16 protein-coding genes and 2 pseudogenes are annotated in these 19,621 nt (G+C 38.6%); 13 read left to right on the top strand and 5 right to left on the bottom strand.

All coding sequences use genetic code 11. From position 1 onward, the window contains the following. Positions 1-90 precede the first annotated feature (90 nt). The gene (locus AC5WOC_RS08115) at positions 91-1,614 is read left to right on the top strand and encodes a recombinase family protein (protein WP_496054888.1); all 1,524 of its coding nucleotides are present in this window, start codon (positions 91-93) and stop codon (positions 1,612-1,614) included. A 103-nt stretch (positions 1,615-1,717) separates the two neighbouring features. On the opposite strand, the gene AC5WOC_RS08110 is transcribed toward AC5WOC_RS08115, so the two are convergent. Beyond that, positions 1,718-1,960 carry a hypothetical protein gene (locus AC5WOC_RS08110; RefSeq protein WP_496054887.1) on the bottom strand — a complete coding sequence of 81 codons (243 nt, stop codon included), beginning with the start codon at positions 1,958-1,960 and terminating at the stop codon, positions 1,718-1,720. A gap of 626 nt (positions 1,961-2,586) precedes the next feature. Between AC5WOC_RS08110 and AC5WOC_RS08105 the strand changes: the two genes are divergently transcribed. Beyond that, a complete protein-coding gene (locus AC5WOC_RS08105; RefSeq protein WP_496054886.1) occupies positions 2,587-3,045 on the top strand; it encodes a hypothetical protein in 459 nt (152 codons plus the stop codon). Between the two features lie 289 nt (positions 3,046-3,334). After that, positions 3,335-3,442 (top strand): annotated as a pseudogene (locus tag AC5WOC_RS08100) (flagellar biosynthesis protein FliA); the annotation flags it as partial. Positions 3,443-3,852: 410 nt separating this feature from the next. Here the strand turns inward: AC5WOC_RS08100 and AC5WOC_RS08095 are convergent. Continuing rightward, on the bottom strand, positions 3,853-4,767 hold the full coding sequence (locus tag AC5WOC_RS08095; RefSeq protein WP_496054885.1) for a DMT family transporter: 915 nt from the start codon (positions 4,765-4,767) through the stop codon (positions 3,853-3,855). A gap of 252 nt (positions 4,768-5,019) precedes the next feature. Here AC5WOC_RS08095 and AC5WOC_RS08090 point away from each other — a divergent pair, with 252 nt between their 5' ends. From AC5WOC_RS08090 to AC5WOC_RS08065, 6 genes are all read left to right on the top strand, one after another. Beyond that, positions 5,020-5,715 (top strand): SDR family oxidoreductase, encoded by a 696-nt coding sequence (locus AC5WOC_RS08090; protein ID WP_496054884.1) that lies wholly within the window; start codon positions 5,020-5,022, stop codon positions 5,713-5,715. Between the two features lie 38 nt (positions 5,716-5,753). After that, complete coding sequence (locus AC5WOC_RS08085; RefSeq protein ID WP_496054883.1) at positions 5,754-6,221, top strand: nuclear transport factor 2 family protein; 468 nt, start codon at positions 5,754-5,756, stop codon at positions 6,219-6,221. A 27-nt stretch (positions 6,222-6,248) separates the two neighbouring features. Continuing rightward, complete coding sequence (locus tag AC5WOC_RS08080) at positions 6,249-7,163, top strand: alpha/beta hydrolase (protein ID WP_496054882.1); 915 nt, start codon at positions 6,249-6,251, stop codon at positions 7,161-7,163. 151 nt (positions 7,164-7,314) lie between these two features. After that, positions 7,315-8,217 (top strand): helix-turn-helix domain-containing protein, encoded by a 903-nt coding sequence (locus tag AC5WOC_RS08075; protein ID WP_496054881.1) that lies wholly within the window; start codon positions 7,315-7,317, stop codon positions 8,215-8,217. A 404-nt stretch (positions 8,218-8,621) separates the two neighbouring features. Next, positions 8,622-9,341, top strand: coding sequence for an NAD(P)-dependent oxidoreductase (locus AC5WOC_RS08070; protein WP_496054880.1), 720 nt, complete (start codon positions 8,622-8,624; stop codon positions 9,339-9,341). A gap of 294 nt (positions 9,342-9,635) precedes the next feature. Then, positions 9,636-10,082, top strand: coding sequence for a DUF2269 family protein (locus AC5WOC_RS08065; protein ID WP_496054879.1), 447 nt, complete (start codon positions 9,636-9,638; stop codon positions 10,080-10,082). Between the two features lie 35 nt (positions 10,083-10,117). On the opposite strand, the gene AC5WOC_RS08060 is transcribed toward AC5WOC_RS08065, so the two are convergent. Continuing rightward, entirely contained in the window at positions 10,118-11,659 is a 1,542-nt protein-coding gene (locus AC5WOC_RS08060; RefSeq protein WP_496054878.1) for a recombinase family protein, read from the bottom strand. Positions 11,660-11,707: 48 nt separating this feature from the next. On the opposite strand from AC5WOC_RS08060, the gene AC5WOC_RS08055 reads away from it, so the two are divergent. Next, a complete protein-coding gene (locus AC5WOC_RS08055; protein WP_496054877.1) occupies positions 11,708-11,914 on the top strand; it encodes a hypothetical protein in 207 nt (68 codons plus the stop codon). Positions 11,915-12,225: 311 nt separating this feature from the next. Here AC5WOC_RS08055 and ppsA read toward each other — a convergent pair whose 3' ends face one another. Both ppsA and AC5WOC_RS08045 read right to left on the bottom strand, forming a co-directional pair. After that, entirely contained in the window at positions 12,226-14,826 is a 2,601-nt protein-coding gene (gene ppsA, locus AC5WOC_RS08050) for a phosphoenolpyruvate synthase (protein WP_496054876.1), read from the bottom strand. Between the two features lie 376 nt (positions 14,827-15,202). Beyond that, a pseudogene (locus AC5WOC_RS08045) lies at positions 15,203-15,329 on the bottom strand (Tn3 family transposase); the annotation flags it as partial. A 391-nt stretch (positions 15,330-15,720) separates the two neighbouring features. On the opposite strand from AC5WOC_RS08045, the gene AC5WOC_RS08040 reads away from it, so the two are divergent. The 3 genes from AC5WOC_RS08040 to AC5WOC_RS08030 all read left to right on the top strand — a co-directional run bounded on the left by AC5WOC_RS08040 (position 15,721) and on the right by AC5WOC_RS08030 (position 19,522). Continuing rightward, positions 15,721-16,248: an alpha/beta fold hydrolase gene (locus tag AC5WOC_RS08040; protein WP_496054875.1), complete on the top strand. Its 528-nt coding sequence runs from the start codon at positions 15,721-15,723 to the stop codon at positions 16,246-16,248. A gap of 384 nt (positions 16,249-16,632) precedes the next feature. Next, complete coding sequence (locus AC5WOC_RS08035; protein ID WP_496054874.1) at positions 16,633-17,568, top strand: RluA family pseudouridine synthase; 936 nt, start codon at positions 16,633-16,635, stop codon at positions 17,566-17,568. A gap of 1,606 nt (positions 17,569-19,174) precedes the next feature. Further along, positions 19,175-19,522 carry a hypothetical protein gene (locus AC5WOC_RS08030; protein ID WP_496054873.1) on the top strand — a complete coding sequence of 116 codons (348 nt, stop codon included), beginning with the start codon at positions 19,175-19,177 and terminating at the stop codon, positions 19,520-19,522. Positions 19,523-19,621 lie beyond the last annotated feature (99 nt).

Genomic DNA, 19,621 nt, shown 5'->3' with positions numbered 1-19,621 from the left:
TTGTTGTGATACCAGGTGAATTAAGTGATAAACTCCGTCGGGATTGTTATACCTTTCTTATCGAAAAGTATAGAAGGGAGAAGTTATGCGTTGATTGGAATATACGCACGTGTGAGTACAGAAGAACAAGCGAAGAAGGGGTTCAGTCTCAAGGATCAAGTAAAGGAATGCAGGAAGAAAGCCAATAGTAGCGAGATCATTGAATATATAGATGACGGATTTTCTGGTGAATTTATTGATAGACCAGCACTTACGCGATTAAGAGAAGATGCACGCAAAGGGTTGATAAGTAAAGTCGTTTGCCTCGATCCAGACCGTTTATCTAGAAAATTAATGAACCAGCTTATCATTACAGATGAATTAGATAAAAAAGAAATCAAGTTGGAATTTGTTAATGGTGAATATGCTAAGACACCAGAAGGGAACTTATTTTACAGCCTGCGTGGTGCAATATCGGAATTTGAGAAAGCAAAGATTAAAGAGCGTACAAGTCGAGGTCGTAAAGAAAAGGCGAAGCAAGGTAAGGTATTACGGGATTTTATTATATATGGTTATACATACAATAAACAGACAGAACAACTAGAAATCAATGAGGATGAAGCAAAAGTAGTAAAACTAATCTTCGATCTATTTACGAAACCGAATGATAAGGTAAAAGGGATTAATGGGATTGCAAAACTCCTCACAACGCAAGGCATACCAACCAAAAGAGGTGCGAAAGTTTGGCATCGACAAGTGGTGCGGCAAATCATCTTAAATCCTGTTTATATGGGTGAGTTTTATCAGAACAAGTGGAATACAGAGGGGATGTTGGGCAACCAATTTCGCTCGAAAGAAGATAAAGTTTCTATGAAACTACGTTCAAAAGAAGAGTGGATAAAAATACCCTGTCCATCTATTGTTGATGAGGCAACATTTCATCACGCACAAAAGTTGTTAAAAGATTCTCGAAGGCGTTTTGCAAAAGAGAGTTTGTATTCGTATTTATTAAGCGGGTTATTGCGATGTGGGAAGTGTGGCAATACCCTTACTGGAAGGAAAGCGAGAAACTGGGGTAAATACGAGTTTGAGTATACAGATAAGAAAAATTATTCTGGAGCAAAACATCCTGGATGTGGTTTTCGTATGAAGTGTGAGGAATTGGATGTACATGTTTGGAATCAGTTAGTAGAATGGTTGGATCAGCCTGACGAGATTACCGCTACTATTGCTGATGGACTCACTCCAGAAGATGAAATGGCGATATTTGAACAAGTAGAAATGGAAAGATTAGAAAAGGAAATTGAAAAAACGAGAAAGGCAAGGAAAAAGCTATTAAAGTTGTTTGCATTTGCAGATGATGAGGACATGACAGAAGAGGAAATAAAACAATCGATTCGAGAATTAAAGGATAAAGAGGATGATTTAGAACAAAAGTTAATGAGTTTACGACAGAAAGTGAAACAAGATAAGGAACATCATTATACTGCTGAAGTATTAAAAGAAGCAGCCGAATACTATTTAAGAAAAAGAGGAGAACAAGAGTTAACTTTTGAAGATAAACAACATCTAATTCGCCAAGTGGTTAGGGAAATAGTGTTGTATGAGGATCGTGTAGAAATCTACACGTTTTAAATATTTCTGTGGTAGGTATATTCATTTAAAAATTATATATACGAAATGTGTGGCGGTGTTGCTTTGGTGTACTTGCATTCTAGTGCAACACCACCATTCATTCTTAGTTTTTTCTTCGGAGGCCAGCTCGATAATAGCTTCCTTGAGCCCATTCGATTCTCTTTGCTCTCTTCTGCAAATCAGTCTCTGCTTCAGCCAGATTCAAGTAGTGGAGTCCTCTATCAGCGATATCGATCAGCAGCTCATTCGATTCGTTATCCATTTTGAGTTTCTCCAGCTTTTCGCGGAGTTCTTCGATGAAGTTGTCTTGATTCCTGCGAAGTTCTTCCACAGTAACGTCTGACACGATTCCTCCATAGAGACAAAATAGAGATTTATTTCATTTCGATTATGCCATATATGCATATTAATTGAAAAGTCATTCAAATCACATTTTAGAGAATGTACAAAATCGAGGTCGCAAAGAAAAGGCAATGTAAGGAAAATTGTTACGATTTTTATAATCTAAGGATAGAGAGCATCAGTACTCTGTGGAGGTACTAAGAGATGCAGTGGAGTATTTTTAAGTGAAAAAGGAGAATAAGAGTTAACATTTGAAGATAAACAACATCTTAATCGCCAAGGGTTAAGATGTTGTTTGATGATCGTGTAGAAATCTACACGTTTTAGTTATTTGTAATGAACATGGTTCGGAAGTGTATGACTCGAATAATTTGGTTGAACATTTCAAAATCACACCCATTTCCTCTCCACTCATTTGGATTTGTCATCTTGAAACGGTGGCAATTTTGATTTCTGCTGGTCTTCGTACGAGTCTCCACCATACTCTCATTTTTAACGCTGGTGAAGTTCACCAGTGATTCCCCAAGTGTGAAATTTCCAATAATTTAAACATATTTGCTGCTATCTTTCCATCAAATTGGTGTTAAAATAAAGTTATAGTATTTTCGATCAGGGAATGGAAGGGGTATCATGGACGCCTCGCAGGAACTGCTCGAACTGGTTCTGGAAGTAAACGATGCTGCGATTCTCTCCGTTGCGGATGACGGATCGCCGGTCGTATACGGAACCAAAGTGGAAGGAGCCGAGATCATGGGCTTCACCGCGAAAGCGACTTGGATTGGCCGTGGAAGGGTCGGGATCGCTGAGTTTGATGGGATTTGGATTTTCCATTCCGATGGAGAAATTGAGCCCCATGACTTAACGATCAAGGCTGCTCTCTCCAAGCAGCGGATGGTGGAGATTATGCTCCATGCTGCCTGCGATGATGAGGGCAACTTCAGCGGACTAAAGAGGATCGATGTCTTCCAGACTCCTCTCGATGAAGAGACTCGGAAGGCAGGACTTAAGAGGTGGACTCGCGTGCCTCTTAAGAGCCTCAAAGTCGCGGATGTTCAGACAGCGGAGTTCTGGGTACAGCTCCTTGTCTGAACCGGGAAAGGCATGGCGGTTAAATCCGTCAATCCTTTCTGTGTCCCAAATCTTCTAGGAATGGTGACACCATTGACAACCAGCTCGTCCCAGGGGTGAGGTTGTCCAACTTTTTATATTTAAAAAAGGGATGGAATGTGTTTAGTTATCAGAATTTAAAGTTATCTTATATTCATTTTTAACCATATTTTTTTTACATATAATGAGCGAGTCGAGAGACTTAGGAGTGTTCAATATGTGATTCCTCCAAAAAGTTATTTTAATCTAATTTTTGTGCATCTCTATAGACATTAGGATAGAAATTTTAATGCATTTACGTTCTTTAAAAAAAGCGCGTAAAGATGTCTCCTTACATGATCCAATCGGAACAGATAAAGAGGGGAATGAGATGCCTTTGACCTTATGTATATGGTCAAAGGCATTATAGTTATTGAATAGATATTAAGCGTGAAAGAGGTGCTGTTTGCCATTTTTCTTTGTTGTAAATTTTTATTGCATCTGCAACCACATGGACAGATGTCAAAATAGTTTTTGAATCGGCAAAAAAGCCAGTTTCATGCGCAAATTCTCCTGTTCATCATCATTTAGGTACTTCTCTTACTTATTCAACTCTGTCCCTGACTTTTAAGATTTTCCAAGAAATTTAACTTATAAAAGAGGAGTGTCACCAATCCCTCCTGCCCCTTTATTTAGCTTGGATTTTAGTGGAGATAAAAAGGAAAAACACTGATCAATTAGCTCAAGAAAACAAGTATCATTGAAGCGATATAGCGTACTTACATATGGTTTATTCTAGTATCAGAGCTATTATAATTTATCTGTAGATACTTTATCTTCACGAGTCATGAAGGATCGATTCATCGATGAAATAAACACACCGATAATCACCAGTCCTGTTCCTATCACTTGCGTAATTCCAATGTATTGCCCCATTGCTGCAGAAGCGAGCAAGGTGACGACAGGTACTAGATTAAAAAAGACCGATGTTTTACTTGCCCCAATGGTAGCAATCCCTTGATTCCACCATAAAAAAGTCAACACGGCACCGCAGGTTCCCATAAAAGCAATAGCTCCCCAACCAATCCAGAGTGTTTGACTCGATACGGCTGCATGCTGCAGGGAAACAAATGGTAATAGACAAAGAGTTGCAACTGCCATAGTGTAAGTAGTTGTTGTTAAGGAAGAACTATTTTTTAAAAATTTCCTCCCTAAAACAGCATACAATGCCCATGTGATATTGGCTCCCATTGCCAAGAGATCACCGATGTTTACGCTTTGAAAAGTCGATAAGAACGAACCATTGGTGATAACATAAACCACTCCAACGATAGATAAAACCATTCCTAGTAGTTGTGTGATGCGTAATCGTTCACGCAAAAGGAAGAATGCGAAGATCGCTGTAATCATTGGATTGGTTGCCATGATCAGTGATGGATGTAATGGTGATGTGAACTTGAGTGCGTAAAATTGGAATGAATTGGTGATGAATACTCCTACAACTCCTAACATCACATACATTTTCCAATTCATTTTGAGTAACTTCTTGGTTGGTGGTTCTTTGATCCATAGAAGTGAAACCATAATGATTGTAGCAATAATAAAGCGCCAAGCAGTCACCGTAAGCGGAGACATAATTTCCACAGCCAATTGTCCTGCATTAAAACTTAACCCCCAAAAAATAGCAACAAATGTTAATTGTAAATATATCATTTTTGTTTTCATATCAATACCCCTTCATTTTATTGCTCGATGCGATTATCTAATGTTTTGATAATCTAAGTATAAGACAGGGAGAAGAGGCTATCTTGTACAATTCTCTGTTTTTCATTGTACAATTTCGCTTTCCAGATATCGAAAATGGCTTTTAAAAAAATGAATCGTACAAAAAAAAGAATAGTTTTGTACAATATTCGACCTAGCGGTTTCTTTAAGATAGGAACTGTAAAACAAAAGCGATGGAGGTGACCCAACTTTATGGAGAAGAAGGTAGCTTTGGTGACTGGAGGAAATCGAGGGATCGGTTTTGAAATTTGTCGTCAATTGGCTCAAAAAGGATATCAAGTCATTCTTTCTTCGCGAGATATCGACAAAGGACAACGGGCTGTAGAGAAGCTTAAATCTATTGGGTTAGAAGTAGAATATAGCCCATTGGATGTTACGAATCCAGTGCAAATTCATCAACTTGCCGCAACCCTATCATCTAGAAAGCTGGAAGTACTTGTAAATAACGCAGGTATTTATCTAGATGAAGGAATGCCGCTGTTAACCACAGAGGCAGATGTTGTAAGGAAAACGATGGAAACTAATTTTATGGGGCCTTTGCAGCTGATCCAGACTCTGGTTCCTATCATGAAAAAACAATCTTGTGGGCGGATTGTCAATGTAAGTTCTGGCTATGGAGCCATAAGCAGCATGAGAGGGAGAACCGGGGCGTATCGCATCTCGAAAACCGCACTCAACGCTGTAACCAAAATTATAGCGGACGAACTCAAAGGAACTTCAATCAAAGTGAACGCCGTCTGCCCTGGATGGGTGAGCACAGATATGGGAGGACCAACCGCTCCTGTCAGTATAGAAGAAGGCGCAGATACCATTGTCTGGCTTGCAACACTCGATCAAAATGGGCCAACGGGCGAATTTTTTCGCAATCGTCAACCGATTGCTTGGTGAAAGATAAAAAATCAAGAAATAGAAGAGGAGCAATTAACATGTCAAATGAAAATATAAAAACGCTAGATAAGATAGAGATCATGGAGACTATAACAAAGTTTGCCTATTATGCGGATCATCGGGAATGGGACGCATTAACTGATTTATTTACTAAAGAAGTAAGAGTCGATTATACTTCCCTGGCTGGTGGAGAACCAGGTACCATGCCGGCATCTGCATTGGTAGATAATTGGAACCAATCATTGACTCCATTGAAACTTACTCAACACTACATTTCCAATCATATCGTTGAGTTTACAAACGAACAGGAAGCTATTTGCCGCTCTTATTTCCATGCGATGCATGAATACCCCAATTCATTTGGTGAAGACCAATGGGTACTAGGTGGAACCTATACATTTGTTCTCATAAAGAAACATCAAACTTGGAACATTTCTGAAATCACGATGACTGCACGTTGGGCTTCTGGGAACCAAAACATTCTCAACTTAGCCAATCCATCATAAATCTATCAAACAAAGGAATGAAACAACATGATTGTTAAAAAGGTCTCTTTTACTTCTGATGGGTTCAGGATTATAGGTCAAATCTATTATCCAAAACATTACTCCGCTAATAAAAAATACCCTACCCTGCTCTTTGAAGGACCCATGACAGGATTGAAAGATCAAGTAGTAGAGATATATGCTAAAAAGCTCGCTAATTTGGGTTATTTGACACTTACTTTTGATCATCGGTACTACGGTGAAAGTGAAGGCTTACCAAGACAACTCGAAGCTCCTGCAAAAAAGGTTGAGGATTTGCAAAATGCAGTGAGCTATTTACTAACACGAGAAGATGTAGATCCTGATCGATTAGGGGCAGTTGGAATTTGCGCTGGTGGTGGTTTTATGTCGAAAACAGCAGCATTGGATCAGCGAATCAAAAGTTTAGTCACAGTGGCTGGCTTTTATCATGATCCAAAAGTGGTTCGTGCATGGTTAGGAGAAGATGGTTTTCAACATAAGATCGAACTTTCCAAAAAGGCACAAAAAAAGTATGAACAGACTGGCGAAGTGACATATATCCCATGCGTTTCAAACGATGCCAATGAGACAGAAGTTGCGATGCCAGGTGATGAACCTTACGCCTATTACGGAACAGATCGAGGAGTTTCTCCTCATTATATCAATCGTTTTGCTGTGATGAGTTTCGAAGAGTTTCTTCATTTTAATTCTCTTGATTTTGCTGGACAGATTCAAGTTCCTACACTGGTTGTTCATGGTACACAAGATATATATTGCACTCCGGAAGGTGCACAACAATTTTTCGATCATCTAGCCACCACCAAAGCCATTCAATGGATTGAAACCACAAACCATATCGATTTATATGATCAAGATGTTTATGTAGATGAAGCTATCGACTATATCCATGAGTGGTTCCAACGACACCTCAATAATAGATAAAAAGGAAGCAATTGACCTAATCTTTTGAATGGGTCATTTTTTTGCGCTAGAATGAAAACATTATATGTGTAATCAAAACTCTTTTTTATATAATTGAAGCGTCTTGCTGAAGTCTCAACCTTTGATATTGATATAGAGGAGCTAGTAGATTATGAACAACCACTTATTGCAGAATTCATCTCAGAGAGAGCTAACAGAGATACAAATGATAGGAAAGCCTGTTCTACACTGCGAAGAATTGGGTTGGAAAAATATTGAATTTTCACAATGGATACAGGTTAAACCTCAAGAAGCCTATGCACCTCCGATGGAGAAACATTTAATTGTTGTTCATATGACTCCTCAACCAGTGAAAGTGAGAGAATCTGCAGACCGCTATCAATATGAAGGATATGTACATGCAGGCGAAATAAACGTTTTATCATCAGGTGAAGAAAGTTTTTGCGCTTGGGATCGCGACCTTACTTTTTTGCGCTTGGAGATTCCCTCTTCATTTTTACATCAAATTGCAGATCAAACTAATTTTTCCTACCATCAGCAAATTGAACTCGAACATTCTTTTCATCAACCTGATTCTAAAATCTTTCAAATTAGTCATTGGCTTCTTGATGAATTTAGAAAAGGAGCTCCTAATGGAACGCTTTATTTTGACTCTTTAGCTAATCTTTTGGGAATTCATTTGCTGCAAAATTATACAGCTAAAAAGATAGATAATTCTCAACCCGATGTAATCTCCAAACAACAAATCAACCGGATTCTTGAATTTCTACATGCGTATTACCAGAGGAATTTTACATTGGAAGAGTTATCCACAGCCGTTCACATCAGTTCTTCTCACTTGGTTCGACTCTTTAAAGAAGCAACTCATCTCACCCCTCATCAGTATCTGATTAAAATTCGTATCGATCACGCCAAACAACTTCTTGAACAGCCGGAGTTAAACATAGGGGAAATTGCTCATGAGGTTGGTTTTTTTGATCAAAGTCATTTTTATCGATATTTCAAACGAACCGTTGGTATAACTCCACGTGCTTATCGAAACCAACAACAGTAATATAGATGACTTTCCAATGATTAAAGGCATCAAAGTTTTGGATAAATATCGAGGGTGAAATCGTTGCCTGCTTGCCATTTTTTGTTGTACCACCACTTATCCAGAATAGATTTGAGCAGGTTGTTTTTACTTTCGGATCAGCAGCGTTCTTGTATAAATCCATGATGTTCTCAATCTGGGGGATGTTTTTTACCTTTGCAATCATGCACTGGTTTTCAAATGTCAGCTCAATTTCGATTTGATTGATTTTTTCTTTTGTGTTCGCTGAGGAAATTTGCAAAACTTACTTTCAAGTTAGTACCCTACTTTAAAGTGGGTTCTTAACATGATTAAATGAACGATGTTATTCTTAAGTCAATAGAAAGTAATAAAACAATTTGCTCAAAGAAAGAAGGAAATGGATAATGAAAATTATTGTTTTCGGCGCAACGGGAAATACAGGAAAGAGAGTGCTTGCTTCGGGTGTAAAAAAAGGACATGAAATGACCGCTTTCGTACGAAGTCCGGAAAAGCTTTACGAACAGCAAGGTGAGCTGATCGCTAGGCAAGTAAAGGTAGTTAAACATAACATCATGGATCCTCAGAGCGTTTACGAGGCACTGAGTCACCAGGATGCCGCCGTGATTGCGGCTGGTAATGTCAGCAATGGAGAAGAATTTATTCGTATCGTCGACAACATTGTTACCCAGTGCGAAGATCATCCCTTGTTCTCCGGCCGTGTATGGTTAATGGGAGGTGCGGGATTACTCGAAATTCCACATACTGACATCATCGGAAACGCTCTGCCAGGCTTCCCTCCTATGTTCCAATATCATACACAGAATCTGAATCGGCTTCAACAGACCAAGCTAGATTGGTCTATCATGTGTCCCGGAACAATGGTTGATGCTACGGAAGAATCTAAGCTCGATCATCTGTATATTACCGCAGACATTTTACCCTTACCTTTTCCGGAAACCGTGCGGGAGCTTTCAGAAGCCGAATTGGCTGGCCATTTGTTCAGCCGTATTCAGGAACTCGATGTGGCTTATGAAGATGTAGCGGATTGCATGTTGAATAATCTCAAATTGGCCGGCCCTTTTAAAGGTAAACGGGTGGGAATTGCATATCGAAAAGAGATGTAGTCTCGTATGGAGCATGAGCTGTTGCCGGCCACACTCGTTTCTGTTTCGTATTCCATGCAGCATCGAGGGCGAGGTACTCCTTGTTATGTATACTTCTATACATTTAGATAGAAGTAACCATTGGTTTGGTAAATGAGGGAGTTAGCTCTCATCAAGGTGGCGGGCAATCTGGTGTCGAGAGAGTTGAAAAAACAGGCGATAAGGAGTATAGGAAAAAGGGAGGGCAGACATGCTTAAGAAGCAGCGGAGCTTACCGTGAAGTTCGAAGATCTACCAAGACAGGAGGGCTTATCCATGTATAAATATTTGTTGTTCGTTCATATTATCTCCGCAGTAACGGCGATCGTCGCCGTTACTGGTTATCCGGTGATCATGAGCTGCGTCCGTACGGTGGAGCAGGCCAAATTCGGATTAAGGCTGTTAGAGAAGATGGCGATCTTGCCAAAAATCGGGGGGACTCTGCTGCTTCTTACTGGTCTATCGTTCGGATACCAACAAACATATCTGTTCCAAGAGCTATGGTATTGGCTTTCTGTGGCCATCTTTTGTGTTATTTTAGTCATCCTTGCCATACTACTTCCATCCGACATGAAGCAACAACTGGCATTGCTTCAGCAAACGCAGGACGAGACCTTGCCGGAAGTATATTGTCGAAGTCGCAGACGTTCCTTGCGACTAGAGTTAATCGCAAATTTCTGCGTTGTGATCTCTATTCTGTTGATGGTATTCAAGCCTTTTTAATGTCCGCTGACCAATAAGAAAATACTGCGAAAGTTCTAAATTTTTGGATATATATCGAGAGTGAAATCGTTGCCTACTTGCCATTTTTCTTTGTTGTAAATGCACTTATCCAGAACAGATTTGAGAAGATTGTTTTTTACTTTCGGATCAGTAGTGTTCTTGTATAAATCCATGACGTTTTCAATCTGGGGGATGATTTTTACCTTTGCAATCATATGCTCGTTTTCAAGTGACAGCTCATTTTCAATTTGATTGATTTTTTCTTTGGTGTCCGCTAGCTTGTCTGCGATATAGTTCGAACGTTCAATGTAAGTACTATCATCATAAATGCCACGTTCCAATAAATCATGCAGCCTTCCTTTTTGATCGTTTAAATTTTTTAACTCCTGTTCCAGATTCTTAAGGCTTGCCTGATATACTTGGATTTTATTTTGAGATGGTTCATCTATACTGCCTTCTTCCCACTTCAACTTATATTGACTGAGCCATTCTTTTAAATGAAGTATAAGTGTCTGCTCTACATATTCAAATCGAGTACTTTTGTTATTGCAAATCGTGTCTTGACAGATGAGGTGAGGTTTTTGCTTATTGCTCGGACGTAGTACCATAGATGAATCGCATTTTGCACATCGAATCAATCCTGCTAAAGGATTCGTTATCTTGTTGTTCCTTCGATAGGGTACATGGGATTTATTATTTAAAATACTTTGGGCTTTCTGATATATCTCCTCGGATATCAGGGCTTCATGTTTTCCTTGCGCTTCGATCCACTCGGATTGTGGGCGCATTTTTGTTTCTCTTCGTTTCTCTGGGTCCTTTGATTTTTTGTATGTTTTTTTCTTCCACTGTACTTTGCCTGTATAAACGGCATTTTTAATGATGACAAGCACACTGGATCCTTTCCATGGAATGCCTGTATAACTTCGATACCCCAGCTCATTGAGTTTATTTGCGATCTTCTTTGTACCCATCCGCTCTTTTGGATCATCAGAAGTATACCATTCGAATATCATCTTCACTACTGGGGCTTGTTCCGGATGTGGTACAAGAAATCGATTTCGACCTTCTTCTTTGATTTCGTATCCATAGGGAGGGCGTGTTCCAATATAGTTGCCTTCCTCCACAGAACGAACCCGCCCGCCTTGTAATCGACGAGTGATTATTTTTAATTCTTTGCGTGCCATAAATGCTTCAAACTCGCTGTATTCTTCGTCCCATTCGTCATGCAGATCATACGTTTTCCGAGGTGTGATAATTTTTGTCTCTGCTTCTTTAAATGTTTCCAGTATCAACCCTTGTTCCTTCATGTTTCCCCGGCCAAGACGATCCATGTCCATTACAAGGACTGCATCATACTTTTTTTCTTCTACTTCTCTTAGCAGTTCCATCATTTCAGGTCGATGAATGAGGCTTTCCCCGGATACTATTTCTTGCCTGATTTTAATGATGTTTAGATTTTGTTGTTTTGCTGCTTTTAATAATGCTTTCTTGTGTTTTTTGAGTGTTTCACCCTCACCTCTTTTTTCTGCTTCTACATCTTCACGTGATTTACGTAAATAAATACAAGTCCTATTCATAGGGTTGTCCTCCAACATCTTTCGCATAGGATGAATTGAGGTGATCCTATGCCACCAAATGTAAGTATCGTTGCACCAATGATGAATAATCAAGAACGTCTCCAAAAATGGGAAGAAATCAATCAAATGATTTGTAAAATATGGAATATAATAGAAGATGATCAAAAATTATGTATTATATGTAATTATAGCACTGATAAAGAAGGACATCAAAAAATAGATAAAGAGGTTAATGATAAAAAATGTATACAATAGAGACGTAACTGGTCCCCATTGTATACATTTTTCACTATAGTATTGGATTCGGAAATGACTTATGAATACAAAGACAAGAGAAGATCACATGGTGGCTAGATAAATTGGATACTCTTCATTGTGAATTAGAAAAAAAGATAAAGAAGACGGCTAATTTTGACTAGAGTTTGTCGTCAGACATTAATATCAATCTGCAGCAGTTACAGTTTCCCTTACTAGTAACAGGGTTCTTACCATAGACTGCAGAGAACTATAATGTCAATGATTTTCCTGGTTTGAATGCTCTTCTTTTATGATTTAATTGCAATGAATTATAGTATCTCTACGTAGCCTTCTGTTCCATTCACCCTGATCCTTTGTCCATCCTTGATCAACGTGGTGGCATTTTCTACACCTACAACTGCTGGCAGGCCATATTCACGTGCGATAACTGCTCCGTGGGTCATTAGTCCACCAACTTCGGTGACTAGGCCTTTTATGGATACAAACAATGGTGTCCAGCTAGGGTCGGTAAAGCAGGTAACTAATATATCTCCATCTTCTAGATCAGCATCTTCTATGTTTAAGATGACACGTGCGCGTCCCTCTATAACTCCAGAAGAAACAGGTAGACCTGCAATAGCTTCATTTGGTAGATTTTCTTGTTTGTACTTACCTGCAATGATTTCACCATCGGATGTGATAACACGTGGAGGAGTTAGTTTCTCATACAACTTGTACTCATCTTTACGTTTGCTGATAACCTCGTTATCCAGTTTATTTGTGCGTACGGCTTCGCGAAGTTCTTCAAAAGTGAGGTAGTATATATCTTCTTTTTCACGAATAACGTTGGCTTGTACAAGTAGTTTGGCTTCTTTCAGTAAAGCCTTCTTATAAAGGAAGTAGCGATTAACCATACCGTATTTTGGATATTCACGATAACCGATGAAATTCCTGATTAGATCAATCATTCGTTTTGTTTCTTTGGCTTTGTGTTCACCATCTGGTAATTGCTTCACTCGATCTAGTAACTCTTGTTCTTTTTTCAAGGCTTCCTGTCGTCCTTGCTCAAATTTCCTATGGCTGGCATTAGGCTCAAAGTTTTTAATATTATTGAGAATCATCGGGACAAGTGTAATTGGTTTTTCACTCCAACGAGTTCTCGTAATATCGATTTCTCCAGCACATCGCATTCCGTATTTATTGAGATAATCATAAATAGCGTCTTTGGTTTCCTGTCCACCATCAAACGTAACCAGTTCATCCAAAAAGTTATCATCTTTTACGTTTTGTAAATAGTTGATTACTTCTGGATAAGGGCGAATTACATCTGCGACTTCCAATAGTGCTAGACCCATTTCCGAAGTAATGTTGTTTGGTACAGATTGAGAAAGTGTGTCTGCTGCATTTTTTTCACCTAACCACTCGTTCATTTTTTCATTGATCCAAGTTGAAGCGTTTATAGCAGCCATAAATACAGCTGAACTTTGTGGGTCAAATAAAATTTTCTTTAATTCCTGAATATCTTCTAGAATAAAATCAAATAAATCTGATCCTGATTTTGTTTGGATGTTTTGTTTTAACTCTTCAATGGATGTTTGGCTACGCTTAATCAATTCAGAAACGATTGATGGATTGTTTTCAATTTGTGCCTGTGTATCTGTATTGCCTCTAGTGGGACTCGGTGCTTTATTATCACTTGGCAACGATTTTATAAAATCTTCTCGCTCAATGATGTTCATAAGTGCATCTTTCATGAGCGGATCGTGTTGACCCATGGCATTTAATAAAATGCTTCTAGTGCCAGGTGAAGCCAGTCGATTTGCGACATCAACAAACAACCTTCCACCGGCATTGCGCATGGGAGCAGGAGTCGTTAACAGCCAAAAGGATAATCCCAATGGTTTTAAGGGGTCAGTCATCATTTGTTGATGTCCGACAGAGATGTAAACGTGATTTTCTTCATCATTTGCTTCAGGGATGGGGTATAAAGTCGTGATTGGACGACTCTGGACAATATAAAATGTATCATCAACGAAACACCATTCGATGTCCTGAGGGAAACCAAAATGTGCTTCGATCTGTCTTCCGATGTGTGCTAGTTGTAAAATCTGTGGATCAGTAAGTGTTTGTGTCTTTTGTAGATCTGGATTGATCTGCTGTGTTTCTGTTCCGCCTTCTTCTCGACCATAAATAGCTAATTTTTTGGTTGCTATGCTCTTATCGACTATTTTATCATCCTGTACTTTATAACAATCTGCAGATACCAAACCAGAGACTAATGCCTCTCCAAGTCCAAAACTGGCATCAATGGATAGCACCTTTCGATTAGAGGTAATGGGATCAGCGGTAAATAAAATTCCTGAAGCCTTTGGGAAAACCATCCTTTGAACGATTACCGATAAATGAACTTGACTGTGGTCAAATCCCTTTTGTATACGGTAGATTACTGCGCGATCTGTAAAAAGAGAAGCCCAACATTTGCTGATATGCTGTAAGATTGCTTCTTTGCCGATGATATTTAAATAGGTATCTTGTTGACCCGCAAAAGAGGCATGTGGCAAATCTTCAGCAGTTGCACTAGAACGCACTGCATAAGCATGTTTCTCGCCAAACTGAGATAGATAGTGAGCAACGGCTTTCACAATATCGGAAGGAATTTCTACTTCTAGGATGAGTTTTCGAATCTTTCTGCTGATTTCACCAATTTGATCTCGATCCTCTGCTTTTAACCTTGTTAGTTGATCTAACAAAGCTTGAAAAGTTTGGTTTTGTTCGATGGCTTTTTGATAACCCACTGTTGTAACACAAAATCCTTCTGGTACTTTTATTCCTTGAATTTTTGATAATTCCCCTAAATTCAACCCTTTTCCGCCAACGAGCAAAAGCTGTGTTTTATCCATTTCCTGAAAATCGAGAATCAAAGAACTCATGCTATACCTCTCCTTTCAAATCTGAAAGATCTATTGAATTTTAGCAGTAGTACATGAGAATAAACAGTCTATATTAACTATTTTTTGTATGTTATAATTAAATTAGGGGAGTGTGACTCTTTTTTTATAGTTAAATCTTACGTACTGTAACCTGATGCCCGATTCAACCCCTCGAAAATAACTTATAACCACTTTAACCCGCCATGAATCTAGTTAAAGTCAATTTTTTTATTTTCTCCAAGATACCTTGTATCAATATGAGATATCAAGTTTTTATTAAACAAATCCGTGTGTTACTTTAAGTCCATATCTGCACAATTTCCTTTAAAATTTAACATATAAATCTAATTCCTTTTAAAGAAGTTGCTCTACAGTATGGGTCATTGTTAGCAATAATTCCAGACCACCCAAACAACCAACTCGAAAATCCGTTATAAGCCTCTACTTTTGTTTGTCATTGCTGTGATTGTTCTGTGAAGATGAATATCCGTAATGTATTGGAGCTAGAAGTGGATGACGTGAAAATCGCATAATCCACTGTCAAGGGAGAAAGGGGCGTTGCTGCCTCAATAGAAAACGTTTGATCTTTGGGATGAGATCAAACGTTTTCTTGTTATATATCACTAACTTATCTTTTGCCAACTCCATACGGCTAAAGCCGTTGGATTCTTGGGACGATAGCCTCATGACTATTTCATTACCAAGCTAACCCCGTGCGCCCCACGGTTTATATTTGTTGATTTCTTCTTTGCTGCGAGCAAACTTGGTTTTCGTCTGTCACGACTATACATATATTACCATGGGAATGTTTGTTTGTAAATTTGCTTTTTCCAAAGGTTAAACTAGTGAAGGAAAATTCCTTACCCTTGTTCAACGCTCGCTTTCATCCCACGATTGAAACCGTGGGCTTTCAACCAGCATAATTCTGTAATAGAATTTCTCAAAGCAGAGAAACTCAAGGATGTTATATTATGTGGGCATAGTTATGGTGGGATGGTTATATCTGGAGTTGCAGATCGTTTTCCGGAAAGTATCTCAAACCTTGTTTATATTGATGCCTATGTTCCAAAAGATGGGGAATCTTGTTGGGATCTTACAAATGAAGCATATAGGGAAATATTTTTGGATGGTGCAAGACAAAGTGGATTTAAGGTAGAGCCGCCGAAGAGACTTGATTCAAGAGCTACGACTCATCCTCTCGCCTCTTTTCTCCAACAGATTCATCTTACAGGGAACATAGGAAAGGATATGCAAAAACATTATATTTACCTTTCTGGATGGGGGGAAACACCTTTTACGAATATTTATAATCTCCTAAGAAAAGACTCGACATGGAGAGTGTATACCTTACATTCTGGGCATAATGTCATGAGAGATGATCCAGAAGGCCTTTTTAAACTGTTAATGGGTATAGGTGTTTAGGGAAATGCCCATCACACCATTTCGGGAAAAACACATGTTTAGAAATAATTTAGCCGGCTATCTACACGTTAAGGTAAATAGTCGGTGTTTTATTTGACTTTTTATTTTTGTTAAATAACAATAAACAGTGTCCGAGAAATTATCATAAGATTTTATTAGTCATCCTTGAGTTAGCAAAAAAAAGAGCTAGAAAAAAGAACAATTCGCTGAATTAAGTAGCCACTCTGGAAATTAATTATATAATTCACTTATTATTGTCTTAAAGATTCATCAAGCGATAGAAATAATGGATGTTAAAATATAGGGACGGACAGTCAGCACAATAAATGTAAAGTGTGGATTAATCTCATCTTGAAACAGCCTTTATAGAAAGAGGTCTACAGTATGCATAAAAAGAAAAGAAAGAGCAACACAAATCAAACTCAGGCTCCAACCAAACGATATACAGTTAAAGAACCGACAGAGTTGCTTGTTTTTTTATTGAATACCTTATCAAATCTTGGCCGCAACTCCGTTAAATCTCTCTTGAGTCATGGGCAAGTATTGGTAAACGATCAAGCTGTGACGAAATATAACTTTCCGCTACAACCTGGACAAACGGTATCCATTCGTAAAGTAAAAACTGCAAATACACCGCTGATGACAGGAGTTATTATTTTACATGAAGATGAGGATATCATCGTAATTGAGAAGGAAGCTGGATTGTTATCAGTTTCTTCTTCTAAAGAGAACGAATTAACAGCCTATCGACAGCTTATGGATCATGTTCGCAGAGGGAATCCTGAAAATCGGATTTTTGTTGTGCATCGTTTGGATCGAGACACATCTGGAGTGATGATGTTTGCCAAAAGCAAAGATGTCCAACAAACCATGCAAAATTCATGGAAAGACATAGTGCAGGAACGTCTTTACGTTGCCCTTGTTGAAGGATTAGTAAAGAAAAAGGAGGGCACTATTTCATCTTGGTTGAAAGAAACTACAACCTTCAAAACGTATTCAAGTTCTCGTCCGAATGATGGGAAACTCGCTGTGACACATTACAAAGTAATTAAATCCAATCAAAGCTTTTCTTTATTGAAGGTGAATCTCGACACTGGACGAAAAAATCAAATTCGTGTACATATGCAAGATATAGGACATTCCATTGTGGGCGATAAGAAATATGGTTCACGTGTGAAACCAATTGGTCGACTTGGACTCCATGCTCAAGTCTTGTCGTTTGTACATCCTACAACTGGTGTCCTGTTACGTTTTGAAACAAAAATCCCTAAGTCGTTTTTAAGTCCTTTTCGAAGCACGGCTAGAAAAAAGGATAATTGAAAAGGAATGTAGATTGATCTATGTATTGATATCCATGTTGTGATGGTACGAGGCAAATTTACGCGTTTTACCTTCACTCAAAAGGACGAAAACAACAGATGAGACGATAGGAATGGTAATTTGTGTGCTAACTATCATCATATATAAGAATAAGGTTAATGAAGATACTTTTGACCTTATGTATATGTTCAAAGGAATCAGAGTTTTGGATAGATATCAAGGGTGAAATCGTTGCCTACTTGCCATTTTTCTTTGGTATATACGCACTTATCCAGAACAGATTTGAGAAGGTTGTTTTTTACTTGGGATCAGTAGTGTTTTTGTATAAATTCATGATGTTCTTAATTAGCTCCTATCTTTTGCAAGTTGCATTTCTGTTTCGATTTTCTTATAACATTGCGAGCGAGAAAACCCACGGTTTAAATCGTGGGATGAAAGCGAGCGTTGAACGAGGGAAAGGAATTTTCCTTCACTAGTTCAACCTTTGGAAAAAGCAAGTTTACAAACAAACATTCCCATGGTAATATATGTATAGCCGTGACAGACGAAAACCAAGTTTGCTCGCGGCAAAGAAGAAATCAACAAACATAAACCGTGGGGCACACGGGGTTAGCTTGGTAATGAAATAGTCATGAGGCTATCGTCCCAAGAATCCAACGGCTTTAACCGTATGGAGTTGTCAAATTAAAAGAATAATTTGTTGGATATATTATTGAGTGAGAATTTATGAGGACAGAACAGGCAGCCGTCGCCCACTGTTAGGTATTAGGAGATGCGGGGAGGTCACCCCGCCTAAATTCTCTCTATCAAGAAAAGATGTAATGGCATTTGTTGCTGTTACATCTTTTTGATTTTGCAAAAAAAATGGGAACTATTGACGCTGTATGATGTCAAGTGGATCTAGGTGATTTTTCTTTTTAGGGATGAAAATTTCATAAATATATAAGGATAAGGACAGCGAGACTAAATCAACTGCCCTTTATCCTTGCTGGAGTATTCCATGCAATTTAGTTAAGTTTATAGTGTAGGGGAATCTTCCAATACCAGAAGCAAAAGAAGCAATCAAACAAATATCATTAAATTGATTTCATAAGATAAAATGTGAGCCATGTGTTCGTTCGGTGGATTACCAAACATCTGAACTTTCATACAGGGGTTAGTATATTTTATATTCTGTATATTGGGGTATATTTTGGGATTAACCATGTAAGTCGAGGTGCCCAGTTTTTATTCAGAAATGGTATAATATGTAGTGAGAATATTTTGAGTTAAAGCAAATCATTTTGTTCTTTGAAAAGAGGTGAATGGTATGTTAACTAGACGACCTGATGAAAGAACGGATGATGCTGGCAGTAGTACTCCTCATGATAGTGGTAGTGGAGGCGGAGATTGATTAGTTATCGTATAACAAAAAACCGTATCAAAATTTGATACGGTTTTTTGTTATACACATCTCTAATAAGGTAGAACCAGCATCTGAACTACAAATCGTAATCAACACGAAAAATGGAAATAACTCTGTAGGATAGAGCAGGAGCCCTTGCAACTGCTCCTTGTATCTCAGTATAATCATACTGTACCCATAAACTAGTAGATTGGATGAGTTGTGAACACTAGAGCGGCATATAATGCACTTGATAGAATGAGAAACTCTATCGATGGTCAGTTTCCTGATGGAAAAGACATGCCTAATTCTCTGGTTACGCTTTATGAAACGCTGGGATATGAGCGAACTTTAGACAAGAAACTGATCTCCTCTGTTCGCTCTGAACTCGAAAAGCTGTCAAGAAATGCAGTAAAGGTATATCAGCTTGCTGAGAAGAAACTCACAGCGATGGGGGAGGTACCGGGTGACAATCTCTCTGATAACCCCCAAGTTCAAACTCTCGTCCAACAGTACTGGCGTGCCTACAGAGATAATAGGGCGTACACCGGATTGATCAAGCACCTCTGATCACCTGACCTGTCATTCACTTCAACAGGAGTGAATGACAGGTCCTCCATTTTGAGCTAATCAAAACAAACTCAACTGCTGACCAATGATTTGATAGAA

The organism is Shimazuella sp. NTD247, assembly GCF_059510415.1.
Note: the sequence above shows the minus strand (reverse complement) of the source record. Positions and strands in the feature narration are given on the sequence as shown.